This is a genomic window from Brevundimonas sp. LPMIX5 (genome assembly GCF_003576505.1).
GTDB lineage: Bacteria > Pseudomonadota > Alphaproteobacteria > Caulobacterales > Caulobacteraceae > Brevundimonas > Brevundimonas naejangsanensis.
The window spans coordinates 23034-49055 of sequence record NZ_QWTZ01000001.1 but is presented as its reverse complement, the minus strand read 5'-3'; the positions used below and the strand labels follow the sequence as shown (position 1 = coordinate 49055).

Annotated in this window: 21 protein-coding genes; 6 read left to right on the top strand and 15 right to left on the bottom strand. The window is 68.9% G+C overall.

Going from position 1 to position 26022, the window contains the following annotated elements; translation table 11 throughout:
- Positions 1–50: 50 nt before the first annotated feature.
- Positions 51–1463, top strand: a complete 1413-nt coding sequence (locus D1604_RS00270) for a short-chain fatty acyl-CoA regulator family protein (RefSeq protein WP_119411717.1) — start codon at positions 51–53, stop codon at positions 1461–1463.
- Positions 1464–1636: 173 nt separating this feature from the next.
- Here the strand turns inward: D1604_RS00270 and D1604_RS00265 are convergent, their stop codons facing one another.
- The gene (locus D1604_RS00265; protein WP_119411716.1) at positions 1637–3139 is read right to left on the bottom strand and encodes a CoA-acylating methylmalonate-semialdehyde dehydrogenase; all 1503 of its coding nucleotides are present in this window, start codon (positions 3137–3139) and stop codon (positions 1637–1639) included.
- Positions 3140–3243: 104 nt separating this feature from the next.
- Between D1604_RS00265 and D1604_RS00260 the strand changes: the two genes are divergently transcribed.
- From D1604_RS00260 to D1604_RS00245, 4 genes are all read left to right on the top strand, one after another.
- Entirely contained in the window at positions 3244–4137 is an 894-nt protein-coding gene (locus tag D1604_RS00260; protein WP_119411715.1) for a LysR family transcriptional regulator, read from the top strand.
- A gap of 102 nt (positions 4138–4239) precedes the next feature.
- Positions 4240–4950 (top strand): response regulator transcription factor, encoded by a 711-nt coding sequence (locus D1604_RS00255; protein ID WP_119411714.1) that lies wholly within the window; start codon positions 4240–4242, stop codon positions 4948–4950.
- Positions 4951–4972: 22 nt separating this feature from the next.
- Positions 4973–6310 (top strand): FecR domain-containing protein, encoded by a 1338-nt coding sequence (locus tag D1604_RS00250; RefSeq protein WP_119411713.1) that lies wholly within the window; start codon positions 4973–4975, stop codon positions 6308–6310.
- A 1-nt stretch (position 6311) separates the two neighbouring features.
- A complete protein-coding gene (locus D1604_RS00245) occupies positions 6312–8618 on the top strand; it encodes a CHASE2 domain-containing protein (protein ID WP_119411712.1) in 2307 nt (768 codons plus the stop codon).
- On the opposite strand, the gene D1604_RS00240 is transcribed toward D1604_RS00245, so the two are convergent.
- The 14 genes from D1604_RS00240 to D1604_RS00175 form a co-directional block, all read right to left on the bottom strand.
- Positions 8615–9118 (bottom strand): hypothetical protein, encoded by a 504-nt coding sequence (locus D1604_RS00240; RefSeq protein ID WP_119411711.1) that lies wholly within the window; start codon positions 9116–9118, stop codon positions 8615–8617. The genes D1604_RS00245 and D1604_RS00240 overlap by 4 nt on opposite strands.
- A 69-nt stretch (positions 9119–9187) precedes the next feature.
- Positions 9188–9655 carry a type II secretion system protein GspM gene (gene gspM, locus D1604_RS00235; protein ID WP_119411710.1) on the bottom strand — a complete coding sequence of 156 codons (468 nt, stop codon included), beginning with the start codon at positions 9653–9655 and terminating at the stop codon, positions 9188–9190.
- Entirely contained in the window at positions 9652–10755 is a 1104-nt protein-coding gene (gene gspL, locus D1604_RS00230) for a type II secretion system protein GspL (RefSeq protein ID WP_119411709.1), read from the bottom strand. Before gspL ends, gspM begins: the two co-directional genes overlap by 4 nt.
- 10 nt (positions 10756–10765) lie before the next feature.
- Complete coding sequence (gspK, locus tag D1604_RS00225; protein WP_119411708.1) at positions 10766–11752, bottom strand: type II secretion system minor pseudopilin GspK; 987 nt, start codon at positions 11750–11752, stop codon at positions 10766–10768.
- Positions 11749–12438 carry a type II secretion system minor pseudopilin GspJ gene (gspJ, locus tag D1604_RS00220; RefSeq protein WP_119411707.1) on the bottom strand — a complete coding sequence of 230 codons (690 nt, stop codon included), beginning with the start codon at positions 12436–12438 and terminating at the stop codon, positions 11749–11751. Before gspJ ends, gspK begins: the two co-directional genes overlap by 4 nt.
- Positions 12435–12803, bottom strand: coding sequence for a type II secretion system minor pseudopilin GspI (gspI, locus tag D1604_RS00215; protein WP_119411706.1), 369 nt, complete (start codon positions 12801–12803; stop codon positions 12435–12437). Before gspI ends, gspJ begins: the two co-directional genes overlap by 4 nt.
- On the bottom strand, positions 12796–13362 hold the full coding sequence (locus D1604_RS00210; RefSeq protein ID WP_119411705.1) for a GspH/FimT family pseudopilin: 567 nt from the start codon (positions 13360–13362) through the stop codon (positions 12796–12798). Before D1604_RS00210 ends, gspI begins: the two co-directional genes overlap by 8 nt.
- Positions 13331–13744 (bottom strand): type II secretion system major pseudopilin GspG, encoded by a 414-nt coding sequence (gene gspG / locus D1604_RS00205; protein WP_119411704.1) that lies wholly within the window; start codon positions 13742–13744, stop codon positions 13331–13333. The genes D1604_RS00210 and gspG overlap by 32 nt, the downstream gene beginning before the upstream one ends.
- Positions 13745–13911: 167 nt before the next feature.
- The gene (gene gspF, locus D1604_RS00200) at positions 13912–15126 is read right to left on the bottom strand and encodes a type II secretion system inner membrane protein GspF (RefSeq protein WP_119411703.1); all 1215 of its coding nucleotides are present in this window, start codon (positions 15124–15126) and stop codon (positions 13912–13914) included.
- Positions 15126–16619, bottom strand: a complete 1494-nt coding sequence (gspE, locus tag D1604_RS00195) for a type II secretion system ATPase GspE (RefSeq protein WP_119411702.1) — start codon at positions 16617–16619, stop codon at positions 15126–15128. The genes gspF and gspE overlap by 1 nt, the downstream gene beginning before the upstream one ends.
- On the bottom strand, positions 16616–18751 hold the full coding sequence (gspD, locus tag D1604_RS00190; protein ID WP_119411701.1) for a type II secretion system secretin GspD: 2136 nt from the start codon (positions 18749–18751) through the stop codon (positions 16616–16618). The genes gspE and gspD overlap by 4 nt, the downstream gene beginning before the upstream one ends.
- On the bottom strand, positions 18748–19590 hold the full coding sequence (locus D1604_RS00185) for a type II secretion system protein N (protein WP_119411700.1): 843 nt from the start codon (positions 19588–19590) through the stop codon (positions 18748–18750). Before D1604_RS00185 ends, gspD begins: the two co-directional genes overlap by 4 nt.
- A 332-nt stretch (positions 19591–19922) precedes the next feature.
- Positions 19923–22628 carry a TonB-dependent receptor domain-containing protein gene (locus tag D1604_RS00180; RefSeq protein ID WP_199683583.1) on the bottom strand — a complete coding sequence of 902 codons (2706 nt, stop codon included), beginning with the start codon at positions 22626–22628 and terminating at the stop codon, positions 19923–19925.
- Positions 22629–22717: 89 nt separating this feature from the next.
- Positions 22718–24226 carry a hypothetical protein gene (locus tag D1604_RS00175; protein ID WP_024353157.1) on the bottom strand — a complete coding sequence of 503 codons (1509 nt, stop codon included), beginning with the start codon at positions 24224–24226 and terminating at the stop codon, positions 22718–22720.
- A 302-nt stretch (positions 24227–24528) separates the two neighbouring features.
- On the opposite strand from D1604_RS00175, the gene D1604_RS00170 reads away from it, so the two are divergent.
- Entirely contained in the window at positions 24529–25944 is a 1416-nt protein-coding gene (locus D1604_RS00170; protein ID WP_119411697.1) for an amino acid permease, read from the top strand.
- The last annotated feature ends 78 nt before the right edge of the window (positions 25945–26022 follow it).

Sequence of the window (26022 nt, the reverse complement as noted above, 5' to 3'; positions counted from 1 at the left end):
GCGCACAGGCGTTTTTGCAAAGTTGCAACGCCGATGACCGATGCAGGGCGATGGCTGAAAAACTCTACCTCGGGACCAAGGTCCGCAAGCTGCGCGAGACGCGCGGGTGGACGCTGGAGCAGTGCGCCGGGCGGCTGGCGCTGTCGCCATCCTATCTGTCGCAGATCGAGACCAATCAGCGTCCGGCGACGGCGCGGGTGCTGATCGCCCTGACACGGGCCTTCGACGTGGACGCCAGCCTGTTCGACCTGGACGGCGACGCCCGCCTGATCGCCGACCTGCGCGAGGCGACCACCGACGTCGCGGGCCACGCCGAGGCGCCGACGGCGGGCGAGCTGAAGCAGGCGGCCATGAACGCGCCCCGGCTGGCGCGACAGTTTCTGGCCCTGCATCAGGACTATCGCCGTCTGGACGAGCGGCTGAAGACGCTGAACGAGACGCTGGGCCGCGACGAACACGCCGCCGACGCCGCCCCCGCCCTGCCCTATGAGGCGGTGCGCGACTTCTTCCACTATCGCGACAACTACATCGACGCCCTGGACCGGGCAGCGGAGGATCTGGCGGCGCGGCTGAACCTCGGCGACGGCGTCCATCCGGAGCGTGAGCTTGAGGCCGCTCTTAACGACCTGTGCGGCGTGCGCGTCGCCACCGGTCAGGGGCGCGGCGCCATGCGGCGCTTCGATCCGGGCGCGCGCATCCTCTATGTCGACGCCAGCCTGCCGGGCGCCACCCGCGCCTTCCAGATGGCGCACCAACTGGTTCGCTTACGGTTCGAGGACCTGATCGAGCACGAACTGGACCGCGCCGCCTTCGACATCCCCGCCGCGCGCGACGTGTGCCGGGTCGGTCTGGCCAACTATGCGGCGGGGTCGCTGCTGCTGCCCTATCGCGCGTTTCTGGAGGCGGCGCGGGAGCTGCGGCACGACGTCGACCGCCTGCGCAACCGCTTTCACGTCAGCTTCGAGCAGGCCTGCCACCGGTTGAGCACGCTACAGCGCCCCGGCTGGCGCGGCGTGCCCTTCTACTTCGCGCGGGTGGACATGGCGGGCAACATCACCAAACGGCACAGCGCGACGCGCTTCCAGTTCGCCCGCTTCGGCGGCGCCTGCCCGCTATGGAACGTGCATGAGGCGTTCAGCGCCCCGGACCGCATTCTGGTCAATCTGTCGGAAATGCCCGACGGCGCCCGCTACGTCTGCATCGCCAAGAGCGTGTCCAAGCCCGGTGGATCGTTTTTGGAGCCGGACCGGCGCTATGCGCTGGGTCTGGGGTGCGAGATCGAGCACGCGGCTCAGTTGGTCTATGCGGACGGGCTGGACCTGAACGGGCCGCCGACGCGCATGGGGGTGAACTGCCGCATCTGCGAGCGGACGGACTGCACGCAACGGGCGTTTCCGCCGATCGACCGCACGCTGGCCGTGCCGGAGAATGAGCGGGGGGTGATCCCGTATACGCTCACCTGAATCCTTCTCCCAATGGGAGAAGGTGGCCCGAAGGGCCGGATGAGGGTTCCCGATCTCAGTCGGCGTAAGCCGCCCCAAAAACGGCTGACTGCGGAACCCTCACCCTTTTGCCTTAGCCAATCGCCTTCGGCTCTTGGAGGCTCAAGCCCTCTCCCATCGGGAGAGGGTCAGAGTCAGCTCATCGTCGGGATGATGAAGCTGGAGTCTTCATGCTCCAGCGCGCTGTCGGGCCAGCGGGCCGTCACCGTCTTGGTCTTGGTCCAGAACTTCACGCCTTCCATGCCGTACTGGTTGGTGTCGCCGAAGCCCGAACGCTTCCAGCCGCCGAAGGAGTGGTAGGCCACCGGCACCGGGATCGGCACGTTGATGCCGACCATGCCGACGTTGACGCGGGCGGCGAAGTCGCGGGCCGCGCGGCCGTTCTGGGTGAAGATGGCGACACCGTTGCCGTACTGGTGCTTGCTCGGCAGGCTCAGGGCCTCCTCAAAGTTGGCTGCGCGGACGATCTGCAACACCGGGCCGAAGATTTCTTCCTGATACGACGACATGTCCGTCGTCACATGGTCGAACAGCGACGGGCCGATGAAGTAGCCCTTCTCATGCCCCTGCAGGCTGAAGTCGCGCCCGTCGACGACCAGTTCGGCGCCTTCCTCGACGCCCTTGCTGATCCAGCCGGCGACGCGGTCACGGTGCTGGGCGGAGACCACCGGGCCATAGTGAGCCTGGTCATCGGTCGAGACGCCGACGCGCAGGGTCGGGATTTCAGCGACCAGACGCTCGCGCAGTTCATCGGCGGTCTTCTTGCCGACCGGCACGACGACCGGCAGGGCCATGCAGCGCTCGCCGGCCGAGCCATAGGCCGCGCCCGACAGGTCCTTGATGACCTGATCCAGATCGGCGTCGGGCATGACGATGCCGTGGTTCTTGGCGCCGCCCATGGCCTGGACGCGTTTCCCGTGCTGGGCGCCCGTCTGATAGACGTAGTGGGCGATGTCCGACGAGCCGACGAAGCTGACGGCGTGGATGTCGGGGTGGGCCAGGATGGCGTCGACCGCCGTCTTGTCGCCGTGAACGACGTTCAGCACGCCCTTGGGCGCGCCCGCCTCCATCATCAGTTCGCCCAGACGCACCGGCACGGACGGGTCGCGCTCGGACGGCTTCAGGATAAAGGTGTTGCCGACGGCGATGGCGACGCCGAACATCCACATCGGGATCATGGCCGGGAAGTTGAACGGGGTGATGCCCGCCACCACGCCCAGGGCCTGACGCGAGGAGTAGACGTCGATGCCCGGACCGGCGCCCAGCGTGTATTCGCCCTTCAGCGCGTGCGGGATGCCGCAGGCGAACTCGATGACTTCCAGGCCGCGCTGGATGTCGCCCTTGGAGTCGGCGATGACCTTGCCGTGCTCGCTGGACAGCATCTCGGCCAGTTCGTTCATGTTCGCCTCGACCAGGCGCTTGAACTCGAACATGACGCGGGCGCGGCGCTGCGGGTTGGTCGAGGACCAGCCTTCGAAGGCGGCCTGCGCCGACTGGACCGCGCGGTCCATCTCGCTGACGGTCGCCAGCTGGACGCGGGCCTGAACCTCGCCGGTATTGGGATTGAACACGTCGCCGAAGCGGCCCGACGCCCCCTCGAAAGCCGCACCGTCGATGAAGTGGCGAATATCGCGCATTGAACGTCTCTCCCGATGATTATGGTTCTTCGTGAACCTGCCCTAGCAGAGCGGGTCGATCAGGCCCATTGCAATCTTGCAGGTGATGATGTGCATATCTGCATATGTTCGACTGGGATGATCTGAGGGTGTTTCTGGCGGCCGCCCGCGCCGGGTCTCTGGCCACGGCTGCGCAGCGGCTGGGCGTGGACGCGGCCACCGTCGGGCGGCGCGTCGCACGGCTGGAGACGGCGCTGAAGTCGACCCTTCTGGTGCGCTCGGCCGCCGGGCTGCACCTGACGGCCACCGGCGCCCAGTTGCTGGAGCGGGCGCTGGACGCCGAAAGCGCGATGGAGGCCGCCGGGCGCGTCACCCAGCCCGACCTGATCGCGGGCGCCGTGCGGATCAGCGCCTCGGAAGGCTTCGGCGGCGCGGTGTTGGCCCCCGCCCTGCCCGGTCTGCTGGCCGCGCATCCGGGGTTGAACGTCGAACTGGCGGCCAGTTCCGGCTTCCTGTCGCCCAGCCGCCGCGAGGTGGACATGGCCATCACCCTCAGCCCCGCCGACAGCCCGCGCCTGATCGTCGAGCCCCTGACCACCTATCAGCTGGCGCTCTACGCCGCCCCCGAACACCTGGAACGGCACGGGGCGCCGGATAGCATCGACGATCTGAACCGCTTCGACATGGTCGGCTACGTCGACGACCTGATCTATGCCCCCGAGCTGCGCTATCTGGAGGAGATCCGGCCCAATCTGCGGCCGCGACTGGCGTCCTCGTCCATCCGCGCCCAGTGGGACATGGTGGCGGCGGGCGGCGGCATCGGGGTCCTGCCGTGTTTTCTGGCCGAAGGGCTGACGCGGATTCTGGCCGATCAGGTGCTGATCGAACGGCGCTTCTGGCTCAGCACCCACCGCGAGGTTCACGGCGCCGCACGACTGAAAACGGTGCGGCGCTGGATCAAGTCCCTGTGCCGGGATCAGGCGCCCCGCTTGACCCCACTGCCAGGCTTGTCACAGTGAAATTCAACCTTTCCGCGAGGTGACCATATTTTACATTTTACACTCGCCTAATCCGTGACTTCCACGGCTATGGTTCAGCCATTCCCCGGAGCGTGCAGAACTATGAAAATCGCGGTGTTGGATGACGATCCTGTCCAGTTGGAGTTCATCTCCGACGTGGTCGAGGACGCCGGTTATCGCGCCACTCTTTTTTCGCGAGGCCAGGCGCTGATCTCGGCGCTACGCAAGGACACCTTCGACATGATCATTGTCGACTGGAACCTGCCGGATCGGTCGGGGCTGGAAATCCTGACCTGGGCGCGGACCAATCTGAAGCCCGCGCCGCCCATGCTGCTGGTCACCAGCCGCGCCGAGGACGAAGACGTGGTCGCAGGCCTGGACGCCGGGGCTGACGACTACCTGCCCAAGCCCTTGTCCAAGCCGGTGCTGGCCGCGCGCATCAACGCCCTGATCCGCCGCGCCTACGCCCAGCCGATCACGCCGGGGATAGAAACCTACGACGACATCGTCTTTCACGAGGCGGCAGGCAGCGTGGCGCGCAATGGCGAGACAATCGCCCTGACGGCCAAGGAATACGCCCTGGCCCTGCTGCTGTTCCGCAACCTGCATCGAGCGCTGTCGCGGACCTATATTCTGGAGACGGTCTGGGGCAACGAGCCCAACCTGAACAGCCGCTCGCTGGACATGCACGTCTCGCGCGTCCGCAACAAGCTGGAGCTAAGGCCGGAGCAAGGCTTCCGCCTGACCCCCATTTACAGCTACGGATACCGCCTGGAGCGCGTCGCGGGGGCCGAAACCGCCGTCGACGCCTGAGTATAGGCGGATGAGACGAGGCATGAGCAACAACTGGGCCAGTGTTCTGGCGGCTGCGGTGCTGCTGTCGGCGGCGCCGGCGGCGGCGCAGTCGACCGTCCCTTCACGCCAGGCTGAGACCCTCGACTATGTGGTTCGCCCCGGCGACACCCTGATCGACCTGGCGACCGCCTATATGAACCGGCCGCTGGATTACCGTCGGGTGCAGCGCGAGAATAGGGTGGCCAATCCGCGCCGCCTGTCGATCGGACGCACCCTGGCTCTGCCCGTGGATCTGCTGCGCGCCGATCCGGATGAGGCGCGCATCGCCGGTTTTCGCGGCGCCGTCAGCCTGAATCAGGGCGGCGTTTCGGGCGCGCCCACAGCCGGTCAGATCGTTCGTGAGTCCGCCGTCCTGAGCACCGGCGCCAACGCCTTCGTCCGCCTGGCCCTGTCGGACGGCAGCCATGTGGTCGTGCCTTCCAACAGCCGCGTGCGCGTCAGCCGCCTGCGCCGCTACGCCATCAACGGCGCCGTCGATCACGCCCTGACCGTCGAAACGGGCCGCGCGGAATCTAGGGTCACGCCGCGCACCCGCCCGGGCGGCTTCGCCATCCGCACCCCCGTCTCGGTTTCGGCCGTGCGCGGCACCGACTTCCGCGTCTCCTTCGACGAAGCCAGCGAACGGTCGGCCACCGAAGTGCTGGAAGGCGCCGTCGCCGTGGCCTCCGGCGAGGCTGAGCAACTGGCCGCCGCCGATGAGGGCGTCAGCGCCGCCGCAGGCGCCGTTCGCCTGCTGCCCCTGCTGCCCGCCCCCGCCCTCGCCCGCCCCGACGCGCCTCAGACCCAACCCCAGGTCGTTTTCGAGGTCCAGCCTCTGCCCGGCGCCGAACGCTATCGCGGCCGCATCGCTCAGGACGCCGGCATGATCGAGGCCTTCGCCGAGGCCGACAGCCCGCCCGGCGGCCCGCTGGCGTTCGGAGACATGGAAGAAGGCGCCTACTTCCTGCGCCTGACCGCCCTGTCGCCCGAGGGACTGGAGGGCAAGGCCACGACCTACAGTTTCATCCGCGCCCGTAACGGCGTCGGCGGTCTGGCCTCGGCGATGGACCAGCGCGACCGCAGGCGTTTCTATCGCTTCCGCTGGGAGGCCGAGGGCGTGGGCGAAGCCTCGTTCCGCTTCCAGCTGTGGCGCGAAACCGAGGAGGGCGGCGTCGACGGCCCCCTTCTGATCGACCAGCCCGGCCTGACCGACGAGGCCTTCACCCTCAGCGACCTTCCGCCAGGCGTCTACAGCTGGCGGGTACAGGGCGCGCGTCACCGCTTCGGCCGCCTGCTGGAAGCCTGGTCCGAGCCGCAACAGCTGCGCATCGGGCGCTAGGGTGGCGCCCGCGCCTTCCGGGCTGAGAGGCGGCTGGAAACACTGGTTCGGCGCACGCCTCACCGGCCGCCGCGCCCTGGTCGAATGGGTCGTCGTTGCGGCTTCATCCGCCCTGCTGGTCAGTTGGCTGGCGCTGACGCCCGTGGCCGACGGGCCCGACCACCTGGCCTATGACGTCCTGATGCGGGCCAAGGCCGGGCCGGCTGACGAGAACATTGTCATCATCGCCATCGACGACCGCAGTCTGGAGGCCCTGGGGCAATGGCCCTGGCCGCGCGACCTGCACGCCCGCCTGATCGACCGCCTGACCGAGGCGGGCGCCGGGCCGGTCGCCTATGACGTCCTGTTCACCGAGCCGTCTTCGCAGGATGACGCCCTGGCCGCCGCCCTGGCTCGCAACGGCAAGGTCCGCCTGCCTGTCGTCGTGGATGCGCCGGGTCTGAACGACGCCGCCTTTCGCGAAGACGCCCCCGCCCCCATTCTGGCCACGGCGGCAGCGGGGATGGGCCACGTCAATCTGACGGTCGACAACGACGGCGTCGTGCGTCGCCTGCCCCTGTATCTCCAGTCGGGCGATCAGAGCTGGCCGCATCTGATCCTGCCTCTGGCCGCCACGAGAACCGCTATCCCGCCGCCGCCCGCGCCACAGGCCGACGACGCCCTCTATCCCGCCGCATCGGAGGCTGTCGTCTATCGCGGCCCGCCTGGCGCCTTCCGCACCCTGTCCTTTGCCGATGTATTGACCGGCGAGACGCCCGCCGCCTTTCTGAAGGACAGACTGGTGCTGGTCGGGGCCACCGCGCCGGGACTGGGCGACCGCTACGCCACCCCGGCCACGCCGCACGGCGAGCTACGCCCCGGCGTCGAGGTGCAGGCCGCCCTGTTGCAGACCCTGCTAGACGGCGGCGGCCCTCGCAGCCTGTCACGCGGCTGGGTGCTGGCCCTTTCCCTGCTGCCGCTCAGCCTGCTGGTCGTCGGCTTTCTGATCCTGCGCCCAGCGGCCAATATGGCGCTGGGCGTCGGTCTTATCATCCTGACCCTGTGCGCCACAGCGCTGGCCTTCCTGGCGGGCGGCCTGTGGTTCCCGCCCTCTGCGGCGGCGGCGGGTCTGGCTCTGGCCTATCCTCTGTGGAGCTGGCGCCGCCTGGCCGCCGCCTCGGCCTATATGCAGAGCGAGGTCGAGGCCTTCGAGCGCGACGGCGTACGTCTGAGCGGCCCGGCCCGAGGCGGCGACGTCGTGGCCCGTCAGGTCGACGCCCTGCGCGCCGCCGTGCGCCAGGTCCGCGACCTCGAACGCTTCATCTCCGACGCCCTGCGCAGCCTGCCCGACGCCACGGTGGTGGCCGACCCCTACGCCCGCATCATCCTGTCCAACGACCGGGCCGAGGCCCTGTTCGGCGACCAGTTGCAAACGGACGCCGACCTGCCCCTGCTGTTCCAGTCGCTGGGCGAGCCCGCCTGGCGCCGCTTCCTCGACCCGGACGGCGATCCCGGCGAGATCACCACGCCCGACGGCCGCATCCTGAAGGCGGCGGCCTCTGTCCTGACCGACGCCGAGGGGCAGCCCGTCGGCCACATCGTGCGCTTCGCCGACATGACCCGTTTCCGCGCCGCCGAGCGCCAGCGGACCGAGGCGCTGCAACTGCTCAGCCACGACATGCGCGCGCCCCAGGTGTCGATCCTGACGCTGCTGGACGGCCCCGCACCGCGTCTGGACGCAGCGGTCCAGAAACGCATCGCCGATTACGCGCGCCAGACCCTCGACCTGGCTGAAGGCTATGTGCAGCTGGCCCGCGCCGAGAGCCAGCCCTATCGCTCAGAGCTCATGGACCTGGGTCAGGTGGCGATGGACGCCGCCGACATCCTGTGGCCCCAGGCGTCGAAGAAGGGCGTCCGCATCCTGACGCCCGACGGCGAAGAAGAATTCCTGGTTCAGGGCGATCCCGCCCTGCTGCGTCGCCTGACCACCAATCTGCTGGACAACGCCCTGAAATACGGTCCCAGCGACGGAACCATTCAGGTCAGCCTGAGCGGCGCCGAAGAAAACGGCCGCCCGGTCTGCGTCCTCAGCGTGAGCGATCAGGGACCCGGTCTGTCCGAAGACGCCGCCCGGCGCCTGTTCCAGGCCTTCGGTCACGGCGGCGCCGACCATCGAGGCGCGGGCCTCGGCCTCGCCTTCGTCCGCACGGTCGCCGAGCGTCACGGCGGAACCATCAGTCATCAGCCCGGCACGCCAGGCGCGACCTTCGTCCTGACCTTGCCCAGGATCATTGAGACAGAGTCGCCCGCGACCAGCTCCGCAGGCTAGTTCGCGGCTTCCAGTTGCGCCACCGCCGCCTCGGCCAGCAGGTTCGCCGCATCGTCCGCCTGACGACGCCCCAGCACCGCGACCGCCGACGCGCGATAGGCGCCCGCCTCATCGCCCGGTCCCGTCAGGATCACGCTCAGGGAGTGGATCTGACGGTTGCGGCTCCACCATTGCGGCAAATGCGGCGCCTCGGTCCATTCGCCGCCCCGCGCATCGACATCGGTGAAGACCCCGGTCTTCTGCGGCCGCACGGCATAGGCCGTCTCAACCCGCCAGGCGGTCTTGTCGTCCACCTCGCGCCAGCCGCGCGCGGCCAACGCCTGGCGCACGGCGTCGCTCGCCGCGCGATCGGCCGCAGTCGGCGCTTCGACCTCGAACAGGCGATAGGCGGTCACAGCGACAGGCACGGCAGCCGACAGGCGGGTCTCGACGCGCGGCGCCGAGGCGCAGCCCGCCAGAACCGCCGCACTGATCAGGGGAAGAGCTGCACGTGAGAACATGACTGCGATACCTGCCCCGGCGCGCCGCCCAAGTCCACAACCGTCGAAGGGAGCACGTTGAAAAGCGCTCTAGGCGCCCGAGGCCAGCGCGCCGCTGACGCCCAGCGTTCCGTCAGCATTTTCGACCACGCCCAGTTCCTCGATCCGCGCACCGCCCTGCTCCAGCGCCGCCAGCCAGCCGAAGGCCTGGGTCGTCGTCACGCGATCCAGTCGAAAACCCAGCCGCCCGCCCTCGGACATGCCCAGCGCCGGCTGAACGCCCGCCGCCGATGCCGTCGAAGCGACGAGCGCCTGAAGGTCGACAGCCTCAGTCGGTCGCGCCCCTCGCTGTGCCACAGCGGTCTGAACCTGCGCCATCTGCCGCTCGGCCGCGACGCGGGCGCGCGCCTGATCGGCCCTCCATCCGTCCAGCGGCCGCACCACGCCCAGCCAGGCGATCACGCCCAGCACCAGAACGCCCATGACCGCCAGCATTCTCCGTTCGCGCAATGACCGCCCGTCCCACAAGGCGACGACGGATGAGAAGGAGGTCCTCATCGGGCGCCTCCGATCTTAAGCGTGCTGATCATCCGTCCGCCCTCCTCAGCCGAGGTTTCATCGACCACCGCCAGACCGGCCTCGACCAGGTCGGCGCGCACGGCGTCCAGATCATTGAAGGCCGCGTGGTCCATCGTGACCCGCAGCCCTTCGCCGCCGAGGGTCGCATCATCCAGTTCAGCGCCCGGCACGCGCTCGACGGCGGCGAAGACGGCGGCCATGGCGCGCGCAGTTCCGCCCGGCGGCGGGCCAGCGTCCAGACGGCGCAGAGCTTCGGGCGCCGCATCCTTCATCGTCGCCAGTTCGGGATACAGCTTCACCGCCCCGGCCCTTGCGTCCGCTCCGGCGCGATCCGCCGCCGCACGGTCACGCAGCCCTTCAGCCGCCATCAGGATCAAAGGCGAGGCCAGAAGCGCCGCCGCCAGACCGGCCGCCAGCCGCCAGCCCCTGGCCGCCTGCCCCCGCTCGCGCCGATCATGGACCTGCAACAGATCGACCGGCGCCGCCATCGCGCCCGCAGCCAGAGCCGCATCCGGAGCCTCGCCCCTCAACCAGTCGAGCGCGCGCCCGGCCGCAATCGCCTCGACCAGATCAGGCTGCACCGTCGCGGCGAAGGTCGAACCGCGCAGGGCCACATCGGCGCCGACCTGTGCGGCGGTCAGCGTCTCGCCTTCCAGCGGCGCGGGCAGGCAAAGATTGTCCGGCACAACGACTTCGGGCCGAATGTCGAAGGTCTCCATCCACCGCAGCCAGGCCTGCAACAGCTTGGCCGACACCGCCGCCGTCAGGCGCGGGCCGCCGTCGACAGGCGCGGCGCCCAGCGCGACGTCCAACCCGTCCACCTCGCCCGCCGCCTGGTCACGCAGCGCCCAGCGCGCGGCGGCTCTGGCCTGCGCCATATTGCCTGGCGGCAGGTCCAGCCAGCGCGTCATGACGTCGGCGCCCGGCGCTACGGCGATGGTCCGGATCGGCGGCGGGGTCTCGGCCTGATGCGGGTCCAGTTCGCCGCGCTCGACGACGCGGCCTTCGCGATCGATCAGCAGGAAACGCGCGGGCAAGGTCGCGTTGGTCGGGATGAACAGGATGCGGGCGTGGCTCATTCTTCCATGCTCATTCTTCAGGCGTCCAGCGGCGGATGACGGTGCGCGCCACGCCGTCGGGCGCGACGTGGATCAGGGCGGTACGGACGGCGCGCGCGTCGCCGTGCGCGATTTCGACCCTCAGATCGAAATAGCGGGTAGCCAGGGTGATCTGGCCCTTGGCCTCTTCTTCTACGACGACGCTGGAGAGGGCGGGCTGAGCCCAGAAGGCGTCCAGGCTGCTCCACCCCGTCGCCGGGCGCGCGGCGATGGCCGCCTTGGCGGCGTTCAGGCCCACCACACCCCGGCTGATGGCGACCAGCAGCACAGCGTCCTGCGGCTCCAGCGTGTTGACGTTCAGGGGCGACAGCCGCGCCTCGGGCAAGGCGCACAGATGCGGCCTCAAGCGACGATAGAGTGCGTCGTCCACCCCCGCCACGGCGCGCAGCTCGCTAACCTCGGCCAGCATGACCCCGCCGGTACGATACGGCGTGGGGCGGCTGGCGTAGGTAGAATCCTCCGCCCCCTGCGGCGAGACCTCGTCATCGCCGTCCATCCAGTCGGTCAGGGCCACCGCCACCGCCGCCATCCGCCCGCGCGGCGCGCCCAGCGCCTCGCCGAGCGCGATGAACTGCGCCGCCCCTTCCGGCCGGGCGATCAGATCCTCGCCCTGCCCCAGCACCAAGCTGTTCAGGTTGAAGCACGACTGGCCGTCGCGAATCACCGCCCGCCCCTCGCCGTCTTCCAGCGGCAGGGCGAAGACGCGGCCGTTCCACTGGGGCTGAAGCGGCGTGCGGGCAGGATCAGCCCGAACAAGATCGGACAAGCGGCGACGGGCCAGGGCCTCTGCCCCCGCCGCAAAGCCTTGCGCCTGCGCCTGGCTTTCGGCGTTGGTCGTGCGGCGCACCGAAAAGCGCACATCGTCCAGCAGCACCACGCACAGCGCCGCCATCACCGCCACCAGAAGCAGAACGGTCAGCAGGGCCATGCCCCGACGATCGCGCGCGCCCGGCTTCATGCGGCGGCGACCAGAAACAGCTGCTCGACCGGGCCGAAGCCGTCGAGCGTCAGCGTCACCCGCACGGCGTCCGGCAGGGGCCGGTCGCTGCTGGCGGAAAAAGCGGGCGCCTCGGAGCCGTTCTGGATGAAGGCGACGCGGGCGTCCCTCACCCCACGATACAGCACCTGCGGCGGCCCGGCTCGCGTTCCATCCAGATAGGGGGCGACGCGGCGCTCCAGCCGGTCCTCGACCAGTCGGTATTCTACTCTCTGGACCGAGGCGCGCGGCGCGCCGTCCGGGTTGCTCCAGCCGCTGCGGGCCAGCATCAGCAGGGGATCGCCCGGCCGTTGCGGCCCCATGATCGCCTGAGGCGCCGGACGCCCCGTCGGCCCGCGCACCCGACGCGCCGTCGCCTGCGCCAGATCAGCGCGCAGCAGGGCGCGCGTGCGTTGCAGCGCCGCCACCCGGTCAGCATTGGCCTTCACCGCGAACCGATTGTCAATCGACTGCCCCAGCACCAGCGCGCCGGCCCCCGCCAGCAGGGCGAAGATCAACAGGGCGATCATGACTTCGACAAGGGTGAACCCTTGTCGGCTTTTCGCGCTATCGCTCGCGCCACGGGCGCTCGCTGCTTGAGCGCGTTTGGAGGCGCTACCGCTCGCCGCGCGGCGGCTCGCTGCTTCAGCGGATAGGCGATCTTTCATGATGCCCCCGCCGCCCGGAACAGCACGCGCTCGGCGGCCTGTTCCTCATCCGCGAAGACTCGCACGTCGATGCGGCCGATGCCGGGCAAGTCCGTCGCGCTGACCATTCGCACCCAGCGCCACTCGCGTCCGCCCAGCGACGCCTGACCAGCCGTGCTGCCGCTGGGCAGGTCGGGCGCGATCATCGCCTCGGCGGCCACGTTATCGGCGACGATGCCGCCCAGCGTCCGCGTTTCGACCCGCGCCGCCGAGCGGGTGCTCTCGCCTGACAGGTTCAGCAGCGCCATCGCCGCCAGACCGAACACGGCCAGCGCCACAAGGCATTCGATCAGGGTGAAGCCCGCACGGGACGAACCCTCACTCATGGATCGTCACCTCACCCGCGCCGTCGATGGCCACGGTGACGGCCTGCCCCTCGCGCTCCAGCCGCACGCTGGCGGCGTCGGCGCCGCCGGTCGGGTCGAACACGGCGCGGGCGGCTCCGGCTCCGGCTCCGGCGACGGCGGCGCCCTCGCCCCACGCCTTAGGCGCCAGCGCGCCCGTCAACGGCGTCCAGACGGCGCCGTCGAAACTCTCGAAACCATAGCCCGCCGCATCGGCGCGCAGGGCCACCGGGCGGTTCGTCATCACCGCCTCCTCCCGCGCCAGCGTCAGGCGCGCAGCGAACCGCTCGGCCTCGACCGCCAGCGTCGGACGCGGATCCGGCATGGACAGCATCACCGCCCCCGCCGCCACGCCGATAATGGCGATGACGACCATTAATTCGACAAGGGTAAACCCCGTTCTTTGTGCGCTACCGCGCGCGCCGCGGGCGCGCGCTGCTTGAGCGAGTTGTCGTGCGCTACCACCCGCTGCTTGAGCGCGTTGGAGCGCGCGCGTCGATTGGGCGTGGTCAGCCCTGCCAGTTGCCGATGTCGGCGTCATTCCCCTCGCCCCCTTCCTGGCCGTCGGCGCCGAAGGACCAGATGTCGAACTGGCCGCCGTGGGCGCTGCGGCGACGGTACTGATAGGGGTTGCCCCACGGATCTTCCGGCAGGCGACGGACATAGCCCCCCTGGCGATAGCGTTCCGGCCGCGCCAGATCGGCAGGCGGCGCGGTCAGGGCCTTCAGCCCCTGTTGCTCCGTCGGGAAGGTCAGGTTGTCGAGGCGATAGGTCTCCACCGCCTGCTCCAGCACCGAGATGTCGGCCCGCGCCTTGCCGACCATGGCCTTGTCCTGACTGGGCAGGACGTTGATCGCCACCACTGTCGCCAACAGGCCGATGATGACGATGACGACCATTAATTCGACAAGGGTGAAGCCCATTCTTTGTTCGCTACCGCGCACGCCTCGGGCGCGCGCTGCTTGAGCGAGCTGTCGTGCCCTACCGCTCGCCGCGCGGCGGCTCGCTGCTTGAGCGCGTCGGGCGCGCGCTTGGCCGACATGGCGCAGGCGTCGGGCGCAGGTCTTGAGAACGGACATCAATGCCTCTCTCACCCCAGGGCCAGGGTGTTGATCTGAAGGATGGGAAGCAGGATCGACAGCACGATCACGGCGACGATCCCGCCCATGACCACGATGATCGCCGGCTCCAGCAGGCTGAGCATCACGGCGGTGAAGTTGGAGAATTCGCGCTCCAGATAGTCGGCCGCGCGCTCCAGCATGGGCTCCAGCCGACCGCTGCTTTCGCCGGATGCGGTCATATAGACGAGGATGGGCGGGAAGACCTCGGCGCGGCGCATGGCGGCCGACAGCCCGCCGCCTTCGCGCACAGCCTCGGCCATCTGTTCGGTGGCGCGGCGCAGGGCGCGGTTGGAGACGGTGCGGGCGGTGATGGTCAGCCCCTCCAGCACCGGCAGGCCCGCCGCGATCATGGTCGACAGGGTGCGGGCCATGCGCGCCCCGTGCAGGTCGCGCGTCAGCCGCCCGACCAGCGGCAGCTTCAGCACCCAGGCGTCCAGCCTCAGCCGCACCGCCTCGCGCCGCCGCGCGATCAGCCCCGCCACGACCACGGCGGCGAGGACCAGCGCCATCAGCCAGCCCCAGTCGCGCATCAGGTCCGACAGGCCGATGACCAGCCGCGTCAGCAGCGGCAGGGTCTGGCCCATGCTGTCGAACTGATCGACCACCTTGGGCACGATATAGGTCATCATGGCGACGATGACGCCCAGCGCCACCACCGCCAGCACGCACGGATAGACCAGAGCCGTCAGCACCTTGCCGCGCACCACCTCGTCCCGCTCCAGCCCGTCGGCCAGCCGTTCGAGGATGGGCTGAAACGCGCCCGACTGCTCGCCCGCCGCCGTCATGGCGCGATAAAGCGGTGGAAAGGCCGCACCCTGCTGGCCCATGGCGTCCGACAGGTGCCGCCCCTCGATCACCCCGGCGTGGACCCCTTCCAGCACGCGGCGGACGTTGGGCCGATCTGCCTGAAGCATCAGATTGCGCAGCGCCTCCTCCAGCGGAGAGACGGAGATCAGCGTCGCCAGTTGCCGCGTCGTCAGCGCCAGCGCCTTGGGCGACAGCCGCCCGGCCTTGCCCGCCTTCGCTGAGGCGACGACCGCCCCCGAACGACCGGGTGACAGCTGCAACGGCGCCAGCTGACGCTTCGCCAGCGCTTTGCGCGCACCCACCTCGTCGACAGCGTTTACAGAGCCGCTGACCATCCGCCCGACCGCATCGGCGGCGATGTAGTCGAAGGCCGCCATCAGGCCGCGACCTCTTCGGCGGCGGTTTCCTGACGCGCCACGCGCAGGGCCTCCTCGACCGAGGTGACGCCTTCCAGCACCAGCGTCCGCGCCCGGTCGGCCAGCGTCCCGCCGCGCGCAAAGGCGGCGTCGAACACCGCGTCCTCATCGGCGCCCGAGGCGATCAGGCGGCGCACCTTCTCGTCCACCGTCAGCGTCTCATAAAGGCCGATGCGCCCGACATAACCGGTCGAGCCGCAGTCGGCGCAACCGTGCGGCCGCCAGACGCGCACGCCTTCCTCGGCGCCGATCAGCCGCGCCGTCGCCTTGTCCGCCGTCTCCTCGATCCGGCAGTGCGGGCACAGTCGCCGCACCAGCCGTTGCGCCACCACCAGCCGCAGGGTCGAGGCCAGCAGGAAGGGCTCGACCCCCATGTCGCGCAGGCGCGTCACCGCCCCGGCCGCGTCATTGGTGTGGACCGTCGACAGCACCAGGTGGCCGGTCAGCGACGCCTGAACGGCGATGGCCGCCGTCTCCGTATCGCGGATTTCGCCGACCATGACCACGTCCGGGTCCTGACGCAGGATGGCGCGCAGACCGGCGGCGAAGGTCATGCCGACCTTGGGATTCACCTGCGTCTGGCCGACACCCTCCATGGCGTATTCGACCGGGTCTTCCACCGTCAGAATGTTGCGCGAGCCGTCGTTCAGCAGCGACAGCCCGGCATAGAGGCTGGTCGTCTTGCCCGAGCCGGTCGGGCCGGTGACGAGAATGATGCCGTTCGGCTCGGCCAGCGCATGGCGGAAGGCCTCCAGCGCCGCCGGATCCATGCCCAGCCGGTCCAGCGTCAGCCCGGCCTGATCCTTGTCCAGAATCCGCAGCACCACCCGTTCGCCCGCCCGCGACGGCAGGGTCGAGACGCGCACGTCCAGCGACTTGCCGCCCAGCGTCAGGGGGATGCGTCCGTCCTGCGGCTTGCGCTTCTCGGCGATGTCCAGCCGCGCCATGACCTTGATACGCGACACCAGCAGCGGCGCCACGCGCGGGTTCAGGCTCAACGCCTCGCGCAGCACCCCGTCCACCCGCATCCGCACCAGCAGGCGCGTCTCATAGCTTTCCAGATGCACGTCCGAGGCGCCGATGCGGGCGGCCTCGGCGATGACGCCGTTGATCAGGCGGATGACCGGCGCGTCGTCCGTGGCGTCCAGCAGGTCCGCCGCCGCCGGAATGTCGTCCACCAGACTGTCCAGCCCCACCGGCAGGGACAGGTCATCGCCGTCGGCCGCCGTCAACTGCTCGCCCGCATAGACTTCCGACAGCTTGCGATCAAAGGCGGCGGCGCTGAGCGGCGTCGCCTCCAGCGGGCGGCCCAGCGCGCGGCGCGCCTCGACCAGCGCCAGAGGGTCGGCACCCTCGCGCACCCCCACCGCCATCACCTCGCCCGCCGCCAGCAGCAGGACGCCGTGGGTCTTGGCGAAGCCGTAGGGCAGTCGCGGATCGACGACGGTGATCACAGGGCAGCCCCCGCCACCGGCGGCAACGGCCGGGCCGCGACGGGCGCGACAGGGGCGATGACCAGCGGCTCGCCCGCCGCTGGAGCCGCAGGCGGCTGAGCCTGCATATAGTCACGCAGCAGGGCGTCGAGGCTCGGCTCACGGTCGGGGTGAACCCGCTGCTGCTCGCCGCGCATATAGCCCCAGCGATCCGCCGCCAGCCCCTGTGCGTCCGCCGTCGTGCGCAGGATCGTCGGGCGAAGGAAGACCATCAGATTGGTCCGCCCCCGCTGGCGGCTGGTCGAGCGGAACAGGACGCCGACGCCCGGAATGTCGCCCAGCCCCGGCACCTTGCTGGTCTCCAGCCGGTCGTTCTGATCCAGCAGGCCGCCCGCCACGGCGATGTCGCCGTCATCGACCACCAGCGTCGTCTCCAACTCGCGCTTGTCCAGGATCAGGTCGTTGGCGCCGCTGGTCAGCAGGCCGTTGATGCTCGACACCTCCTGCCTCAGGGTCAGGGTGATGGAGCCGCCCGCATTGATCTGGGGCCGCACCGTCAGGCGCACGCCGATGTCCTTGCGCTCGGTCGTGGTGAAGGGGTTGGAGTTGCCGTCCAGAATGGCCCGGCCGGTGGTGATCGGCACCTCCTGCCCGACCAGGAAGGTCGCCTCTTCGTTGTCCAGCGTCATAATCGACGGGGTCTGCAACAGGTTGGAGCCCGCATCCGTCTTGGCCGCATTGATGATGAAGCCGAACAGGCCGTCGCCCCATTTGCCGCCCGCCCCGCCGACGAAGCCGTTGGCGCCCAGCAGGCTGTTCAGCGCCAGGTTCTGCAGCCGTTCGCGTAAGGGATCGTCCTTGTCGAGCTGGCCCGCCGCCGCCCCGCCCGCAATGGGGACCAAGGGCGCGGCGCGGTCGGAATAGTTGGTCAGGCCGACGCCCTGCTCGCCCGCCATCAGCCACTGCACGCCCAGATCGCGCACGGCCTTGTCGCTCAGCTCGACGACGATGGCCTCGATCAGCACCTGCTGACGGCGCACGTCCAGTTGGCGGATCACCTCCGTCAGGGTGCGTTGCAGGTCCGCCGGGCCGGAGATGACCAGAGCGTTCGCGCCGGGGAAACGGGCGATGGTGGCGCGCTGGCCCGTGGCGGTCACCGTGGTCGAGCCGATCGGCCCGCTGTCGCCCTCGGCCGTCGTGGTCAGGCCGCCCTGCCCCATGCCGCTGGTCGTCTGGTTCGCCCCGGCGCGGGCGGTGCGCAGGCGCGGAGACGAGGTCGCCGCCGCATCGGCAGGCTGCCCCACGATCTGTTGCAGAACCGGCAGAAGCTGCTCGGCGTCCGCGTGTTCCAGAAAGACGACATTAACGTCCTGACTGGCCCGCGCCCGGCCGTCCAGATCGGCGATCAGACCGCGCACCCGCGACAGGGCCTGGCCGTCCCCGCGCAGCACCAGGGCGTTGGAGCTTTCGACCGGGGTGATCGTCACCAGCCCCGGCCCGCCGGGACCGCCCGTCACCTGTTGCAGCACGCCTGCGATCTCGCGCGCCGAGGCGTTCTCCAGCGCCACGACCTCATAGGCGGAACGATCCACGTCGATGCGGCCGACCAGCGCCCGGATGCGCGACAGATTGTCGGCGAAGTCGGCCACCACCACGCTGTTGGCGCCGGGATTGGCCAGCACCTGCCCCTGCGCCCCGACCAGCGGCCGGATCGTCTCGGCGGCCGAGGCGGCGTCGATGTGGCGAAGGGTGAAGACCTCGGTGGTGAAGCGTTCGGCGCCGACGGTGGCGGGGCCTTGCGCCGCGCCCTGGGCCGGGCTGATGCGATAGGCGCCGGACGACGTCGGCGTCACCACCAGACCATTGGCCCGCAGCGTCGACAGGAAGACCTCGAACAGCTGGGCGCGGGTCAGCGGGCGCGGGCTGGACACCGTCACCGTGCCCGTCACCGCTGGATCGACGATGAAGGTGCGCCCCGTCGTGCGCGCCACATCCTGCACGAAGGCGCGGATGTCGGCGTTCTGGACGTTCAGCGTCTGGCGCGTCTCCTGCGCCATCACCGGCGCGGCGGCCAGCGGCTGGACCGCCAGAACAGCGGCCAGAACGCCGGTAAGCAGGGAGCGGCTTCCAGAGCGACGACTGGGGGCCTTCATGGGCGCGTCCTTAGAGTGGTGGAGCGGACCTGACCGTCGCGCTCGAACTGAATCTGGGCCGAAGGGGCGTCGGCCAGCTGGCCGCGCAGGGCGGCGAGCGCCTGAGGGCTGTTCAGGGCCGTGCCGTTGACAGACAGGATGACGTCGCCCGAGCGCAGCCCCGCATTGCGCAACTCGCCCCCGTCGCCCGATGCGGAAACGGTCAGGCCGTTGACGCCCAGCCCCTGGATGCGGGGTCGCAGCCCCGCCTGGGCGATCAGGCGCTGAGGATCGACCACCGCGTCCTCGGCCGAGGCGGGTTCAGGCGCCGTCACAGCGGGTTGCGGCGTCGTTGCAGGCGCTGCGGGCACGGCGCCCGAGACCATATCGGGAAAGTCGAGACGGAACGGCGCGCCGCCGCGCGACAGCATGACATGATCAGGGGCGACCGAGGTCAGGGTCAGCCCCGGCTCCAGTTCCTCGCCCGCCGCGACCGAGACCTGGCGTCCATCCGACAGGCCGATGATGGCCGAACCGCCGCCCGCGCCGTCCGCGCGCACGCCGAACAGGGTCAGGCCGCCGCCGTCCGACGGAGACGTTTGCGCACCTCCACCGCCGTTACGGAAGAAGGCGTCGAAGCGCGACAGGATGCTGAGATCGACCTCCGGCAGAGGGCGCGCCTGCACGGCCTGCGGCGCCGGAGCCGCGAACAGCCAGACCAGCCGCCCGCCCTGCGCCAGAAGAAGCAGGATCAGCGCCGCTTCGACCACGCGCCGCAGCGGCAGACGACGGAGGGACAGGCCCCCCCGGCCCCATGAAACGCCGCTCAGTTTGCGAAGGCCAGCGAGCAAGGAAGACATCCCCAACGGCCTCTCGCGGCCGCAACGCCTCCCTAGGCGGATGCTCCGTACCCGGCTCGCTCCGAACCATGACAGCGCCGAGAAGTTGTCACGACAGATGCAGCGGGTTCGGACAATTCTTAATGAAAATGCAGACTTCTATTTCCCGCTCATCCCGGCGGACGCCGGGATCCAGTGAGAGCCGCGAGCGAATGGGTCAGGAACTGCGTAGGGCGTAGCCAAAGCACTGGATCCCGGCGTCCGCCGGGATGAGCGGTTGAAAGGGCAGCGCCCAAACAAAAAGCCGGGAGGCCGCTAGACCTCCCGGCTCAAATGTCAGTCGTAACCTGCGCCTAGAAACGCGCGGTCAGGCTGATCGAGGCGCTCTGGCCCAGATCGTATTTGTTGATGCGGATCTTGTTGCCCAGTTCCTGATACTCCTCGAACCCGGTCCCCAGCAGGTTGCGCAGCTCGAAGGCGAAGCCCAGGTCGCGGCCCTTAACGGTGAAGTCCTTGCGATAGACGAAGTCGAGGAAGGCGCCCGGCTCCTGCAGATAGTCAGGCTCGCGGGCTTCATACAGACCCGCGCCACGCGCCGTGATCCGCTCCGACACATAGTTCAGGATCAGCGTCGCCTGCGACCGCGCCGTGTCGTCTTCCCAGCCCAGTTGCAGGTTGGCGACGTGTTCGGACTGGCCCTGCAGACGGCTGCCGTCCTGCAGGAAGGCGCGGGCCGGTTGCGGGGCGCCGGCGCCGCTCAGGGTGATGACGGTGTCGTTCTCACCCACCGAAATCTCGGAGTCCGACCAGGTGTAGTTGGCCTGCACCAGCCAGCGCTTGTTGGAAATGAAGGCCGCCTGATCGGCAAACTCGAAATACTTCTTCACCTCGGCCTCGACGCCCATGACGGTCGCTTCCGGCGCATTGAGGAAGGACTGCTGGCGCTGGTTGCCGACGTCGACGATCATCGCTTCGACCGGCTTGTCCAGCTTCTTGTAGAAGACGCCCGCCGTGACGAACTGCTGGCGACCGAAGTACCATTCCCAGCGCGCGTCCAGGTTCAGGATTTCGGTGTCCGTCAGATAGGGGTTGCCGATGAAGACGCGGTCGCTTTCCGGATCGGTGTAGGCCTGAGGCGCCAGCTCGCGGAACTGCGGGCGGCCGATCGTCTTGGACGCGCCGAAGCGCAGTTGCTGATCCTCGGTGAAGTTCCACGTCGCGGTGAACGACGGCAGCCAGTACTGCTCCTTGATCTCGGTCGCCTCATAGGACGAGGTCCCGCCGAACAGGTCGCGGGGGGTCACGCTCTGCTGTCCGTCCTCGAAACGGACGCCGAAGGTGGTGCGCACGGTCGGCACGAACTCGGCATCGACCATGGCGTAGACCGCGTTGACCTTGAGGTCGGCGTCATAGGCGTTGGCGCCGTTCGAGCCTGCGACCTCACGCAACTGCAGGGTCCACGGATTGATGTTGAAGTCCGAGAACAGATAGTCGATGCGCGCCCGGCGCTGGCTGTCGGTCAGGCCGTTGACGGCCTCGAACTGCAGGTCGTGACGCTCGGCCGAGCGGGTGTTGTCCAGCGTCGATGCGCCGACGCTGATGGTTGCTTCGCGGCCCGCCGCCATCGGCAGCTTGTAGGCCAGGTCCGCGCCGCCGGACCAGACTTCATCGTCCAGTTCGCTGAACGAGATCTGGTTGCCCTGAACGTTGTGAATGAAGCGATCCTGGGCGTCGACACCGTACTGGAACCGCGATTCATAGGGGGCGTCGCGCGAGGTCTTGGCGTAGGCCGCGCGCCAGTCCAGCTTCCACGCGCCGTCAGCGCCGAAATAATGTTCGCCTGCGAGCTGGCTGGTGAACAACTGGCGCACGAACCATTCCGTGTAGTCGTTGCGGATGATGCTGTCGCCCGCGTCGAAGTCCGGGCCGCTGGAGATGCGGGCGCGCTTGGTCGTGGTGCGGACATAGAGGTTCGTCCACTTCACCTCATGATCGTCGGTCGTCAGCGACAGGCCGCCCAGAAAGTTCAGGCGCACATCGTTCTGATTGGACTCTACATCCTTGGTCGACCGGGGGATCAGGATGTCGCCTTCGAACTGCGACTTTTCCTGGATCGCCTGACGGGTGCGCCACGAGTTGTCATAGCCGGCGACGGCGATGACGCCCATGTCGCCGATCTCGGTCGGGGTGCGGAAGCCGCCCGCCAGCTCCAGACTGCCGTCGACCGGCGTCTGCTGACGCTGCATCAGACGCAGCGGCGCATTGACCAGCGAGCGGCCCATCGCCTGAACTTCCGACGCCGAGAAGTTGGCCAGGTTGATCTGTTTGCCGAGACGGAAGGCCTGGGCGATCTGGCCCGGAACCTTGCGGGTGTCGTCGTCGAACCCGGTCCAGTCGGAATCCGAGCCGTAGTAGACGAGGTTGTCGCGCGCGGTGGTCTCGGTGTTGCCGCCGACGCCCGCCTTGAAGGTCAGGAAGGGCTCGGCCGGGGCGTCCACCGTACGCAGGTCGATGACCCCGCCGCCGAACTCGCCCGGATAGTTGGGAGAATAAGACTTCTGAACCGTCACGCCCGCCAGGATGCTGGAGGGGAACAGGTCCAGCGGCACCACGCGTTGCAGCGGTTCGGGACTGGGCAACGGCGAGCCGTTCAGCAGGGCCGAGGAATAGCGCTCGCCCAGGCCGCGTACATAGACGAAGCGACCATCGACGATCGACAGGCCGGTCACGCGGGTCAGGGCGGCGGCGGCGGTGGAATCGCCGGTGCGTTGCAGGTCTTCGGAGGTCAGGAAAGCAGCCACCTCGGCGCTCTGACGGTTCGGCTCCGGGATATTGCGCCCCAGGACGACGATGTCGCCCAACTGGGTGGCCGGGGTCTGCGTCACCTGATCCGGGCTTTCCGGATCGGCGGGCAGTTCAGTGCTCAGCGCCACGGCGGCGGCGGGAGCAGCCGCCTGTGCGACAGCCTGGGCGAGCGCGAGACTGGGCGCGCCGAAAGCGGCGACGAGGGCGCTGCTGGCCAGCAGCACCCCGTTACGGGTCAGGGTCTTGTTCTTCATGTTCGGCTGCCTTGCGAAGATCGAGAGAGTCTGGGCGCTCAATGGGTCGGCGGCGGCCCTTTCGGACCGCCGCCTCGCCAGAGGGTTCATCAGCACTTCGAGTTGGCGGTCAGGCCGCAGGTCCAACCCTGCCACCAGGTGTCCGAGGCGTTCTTCACGGCGCCGATGTAGTCGGTATCGACAAAGAAGGGATGCACGCCCGAGGCCTTGACCGGGGTCACGGCGGTTTCATTGGCGCCGTTGATGAAGGTCAGAACCTGATTGGTGATGGTGACGCCCGAGGTCGGCGCGGTCAGGGTCGAGGTTCCCTTGACCGTGTTGTTCGAACCGGCCGTGAAGATCGGCTCCGAACGCGCAGCGCCGCTGGCGCGGTAGGGAATGCCGCAGGACATGAAGACCGAGTTGAACACCGGGTTCACGCTGGCGGTGTCGGCGTCCGCAATGTCCAGGCAACCGGCTGCGGAACCCGCCACGCTGGTGAAGACCGAGTTGACGACGGTGGCCTTCACGCCCGTGTCGAAGTGGGCGACGGTGTGGGCGTCGGTCGGCGAGTTGCGGCCCACCAGGGTCCAGTTGGCGATCTTGGGCTGGGAGTTGTAGCGCTGGGCCAACGGCGTCGAGGCCGGGGCGGCCGAGAACTCGAAACCGGCCGAGCGGCTGGTCGCATTCGGAGCGCGCTGGGTCACGATGCCGAACTGGGCGCCGCCGCGCCAGCCGGTGTCGGTGTCGAAGCCATCGTCGTCGGCGCCGTTGATGACGATGCGGCTCAGGTTGACGTTGCCGCCGAAGATTTCGATGCCGTCGTCCGACGAGTTGTAGGACTGGACGTATTCGATGACAGTGCCCGCGCCGACGCCCGCCAGGGTCAAAGCCTGCAGTTCATTGCCGGTCGAGATTTCAAAGCCCGAATAACGGATCTGCACGTAACGCAGACGCCCCGAATTGTCGTTGGCGTTGCCGCCGCCGTAGAAGGCGTTGGTGCCCTCGACCTGGCCGGTGCAGGTGACAGGAGCGGTCAGCTGGCAGTTGGCCTGAGGCGCGCGGCCGGCGATGACGATGCCGCCCCATTGACCGTGCGAGTTCTCGTTCGTCGCGCCTTCGACGTTCTGGCGGCTGGTGAAGATGATCGGCTGCGAGGCCGTGCCTTCCGCGTAGATCTGCGAGCCACGGTTGATCAGCAGATAGTCGCCGCCGCCCGAGGCGAAGATGGTCACGCCCGCCTCGACCGTCAGGACGCCCTGAGTGCCGGTGTTGGCCGAGGCGTCGACGCCGCCGTCCACGCCGACGGCCGTACGGCCCGAAATCGAATAGATGGTGCCGGCGCGCAGCGGCACGGTCAGCGGGCCGTTGATCTGCTGCGGCAGCTGACAGTTGCGCAACGTGCCGTTGGCCATGGTGCCGACGTTGGCGAAACCAGCGGGGCAGTCCGCCGCTGCCTGGCCGTTGCCGCCATTGCCGTTGCCGTTACCGCCGCCATTGCCGCCGCCATTGCCGAAGTCGCCCTCGCCGGGCGAAGCCACCTCGGCCGAGCCGCCGCAGGCCGCCAGAGCCAGGGTGCTGGCCGCCACCACGAGCAGGGTCTTGAAGCTGCTGTTCATCGTCATTCCACCGATTGATCAAAAATCTGCGGCGGGGGGACGGCCATACCGACCGGTAATGACATCGGACCCCTCCTGCCCGATGGGGAGGGATAGAGAAAAGCGCGATGGAAGCTTGCGCGTGCCGGTGACGGATCGGCCTCGTTTTCGTGCCGTTTCAACGGTGAAACCGTGACGAAAATTCCGCCATCGGATCAGAAATCCGGACGGGTCGTCTGCTGGCGCGCCCGAGCCCCTTGTATTGCCGCGGCATCCACCGCAAACCCGCTGGCTTCATGACCTTCCCCAGACAGGAGCCACCGATGGGCGGCCCAGACGCGCTACCGCGCTCCAATCCAGAACCGGGCCCCCAGACCCTCGCTCGCAGCCTGAGCTGGCCGCATCTGGTGGCGATGGGCGTAGGCGCCATCGTCGGCACCGGCATCCTGACCCTGATCGGCATCGGCGCGGACAAGGCGGGCCCCGCCGTCCTGCTGTCCTTCCTGATCGCCGGTTTCGTCTGCGCCTGCGCCGCCATGTGCTACGCAGAGATGGCCAGCACGGTGACGGCGTCAGGGAGCGCCTATACCTATTCGCGCGTAGTGCTGGGCCAGATGGCAGGATGGGTCATCGGCTGGAGCCTGATCCTGGAATACAGCCTTGTGGTCAGCGCCGTGGCCGTCAGTTGGGCAGGCTATGCGGCCCCTCTGCTGCATGACTGGCTGGGCCTGCCGATGGCCCTGATGCAGGGGCCGCACGCGGGCGGAATCGCCAACGTCCCCGCCCTCTTCATCATCATCGTCGTGGCCGCCCTGCTGCTGACCGGCGCCAAGAAAAGCGCAACGCTGAACCTGATCCTGGTGGCGGTGAAGCTGTCGGCCCTGGCCCTGTTCGTCTGGTTCGCCCTGCCCCACTTCAACGCCGCCAACCTGGAGCCCTTCAGCCCCTATGGTTTCGCCCGTCACATGGGGCCTGACGGCGTCGAGCGCGGGGTCATGGCGGCGGCGGCCATCATCTTCTCGGCCTTCTACGGTTTCGACGCCATCGCCACGGCGGCCGAGGAAACGCGCAATCCCAAGCGCGACCTGGCCATTGGGATCATCGGCTCCATGCTGGCCTGCGCGGCCATCTACACCATCATCGCCACCGTCGCCCTCGGGGCGACACCCTTCACCCGCTTCGCCAACAGCCCCGAGCCGCTGGCCCTGATCCTGCGCGAGATCAGCCAGCCTGGCGCCGCTCATTTCCTGGCTGTCACGGCGGTCCTGACCCTGCCTACGGTTATTCTGGCCTTCTTCTACGGCCAGAGCCGCATCTTCTTCGTCATGGCGCGCGACGGCCTGCTGCCGCGCGGCCTGGCCCGCGTCTCCAAGGGCGGCGCCCCCGTGCGCATCACCGTGTTCACCGCCTGCGTGGTGGGAACCATCGCCCTGTTCTTCCCGCTGGACGAAATCGTCGCCCTCGCCAACGCGGGCACTCTGGTGGCGTTCAGCGCCGTGGCCCTGTGCATGTTGATCCTGCGTCGTCGCGCGCCGGACATGGCGCGCGGCTTCCGCACGCCGCTGGGCTGGTTCGTTGGTCCCGTCGCCATCGCGGGCTGTCTGTACCTGCTCGCCAGCCTGCCGCAGAAGACACAGATCTGGTTCGTGGTCTGGAACCTGGTCGGCCTCGCCGTCTACTTCATCTATGGCCGCAGCCGAGCAGCGAAGGCGGCGCAGGCCGACGCCTCCGAAAGCTGATCCCGACGCTTCCGCAGCAAAAAGGCCGCCCCGCAGACGCCGGGCGGCCTTTTCATTCTTCGTGCAGGTTCGCCGGGC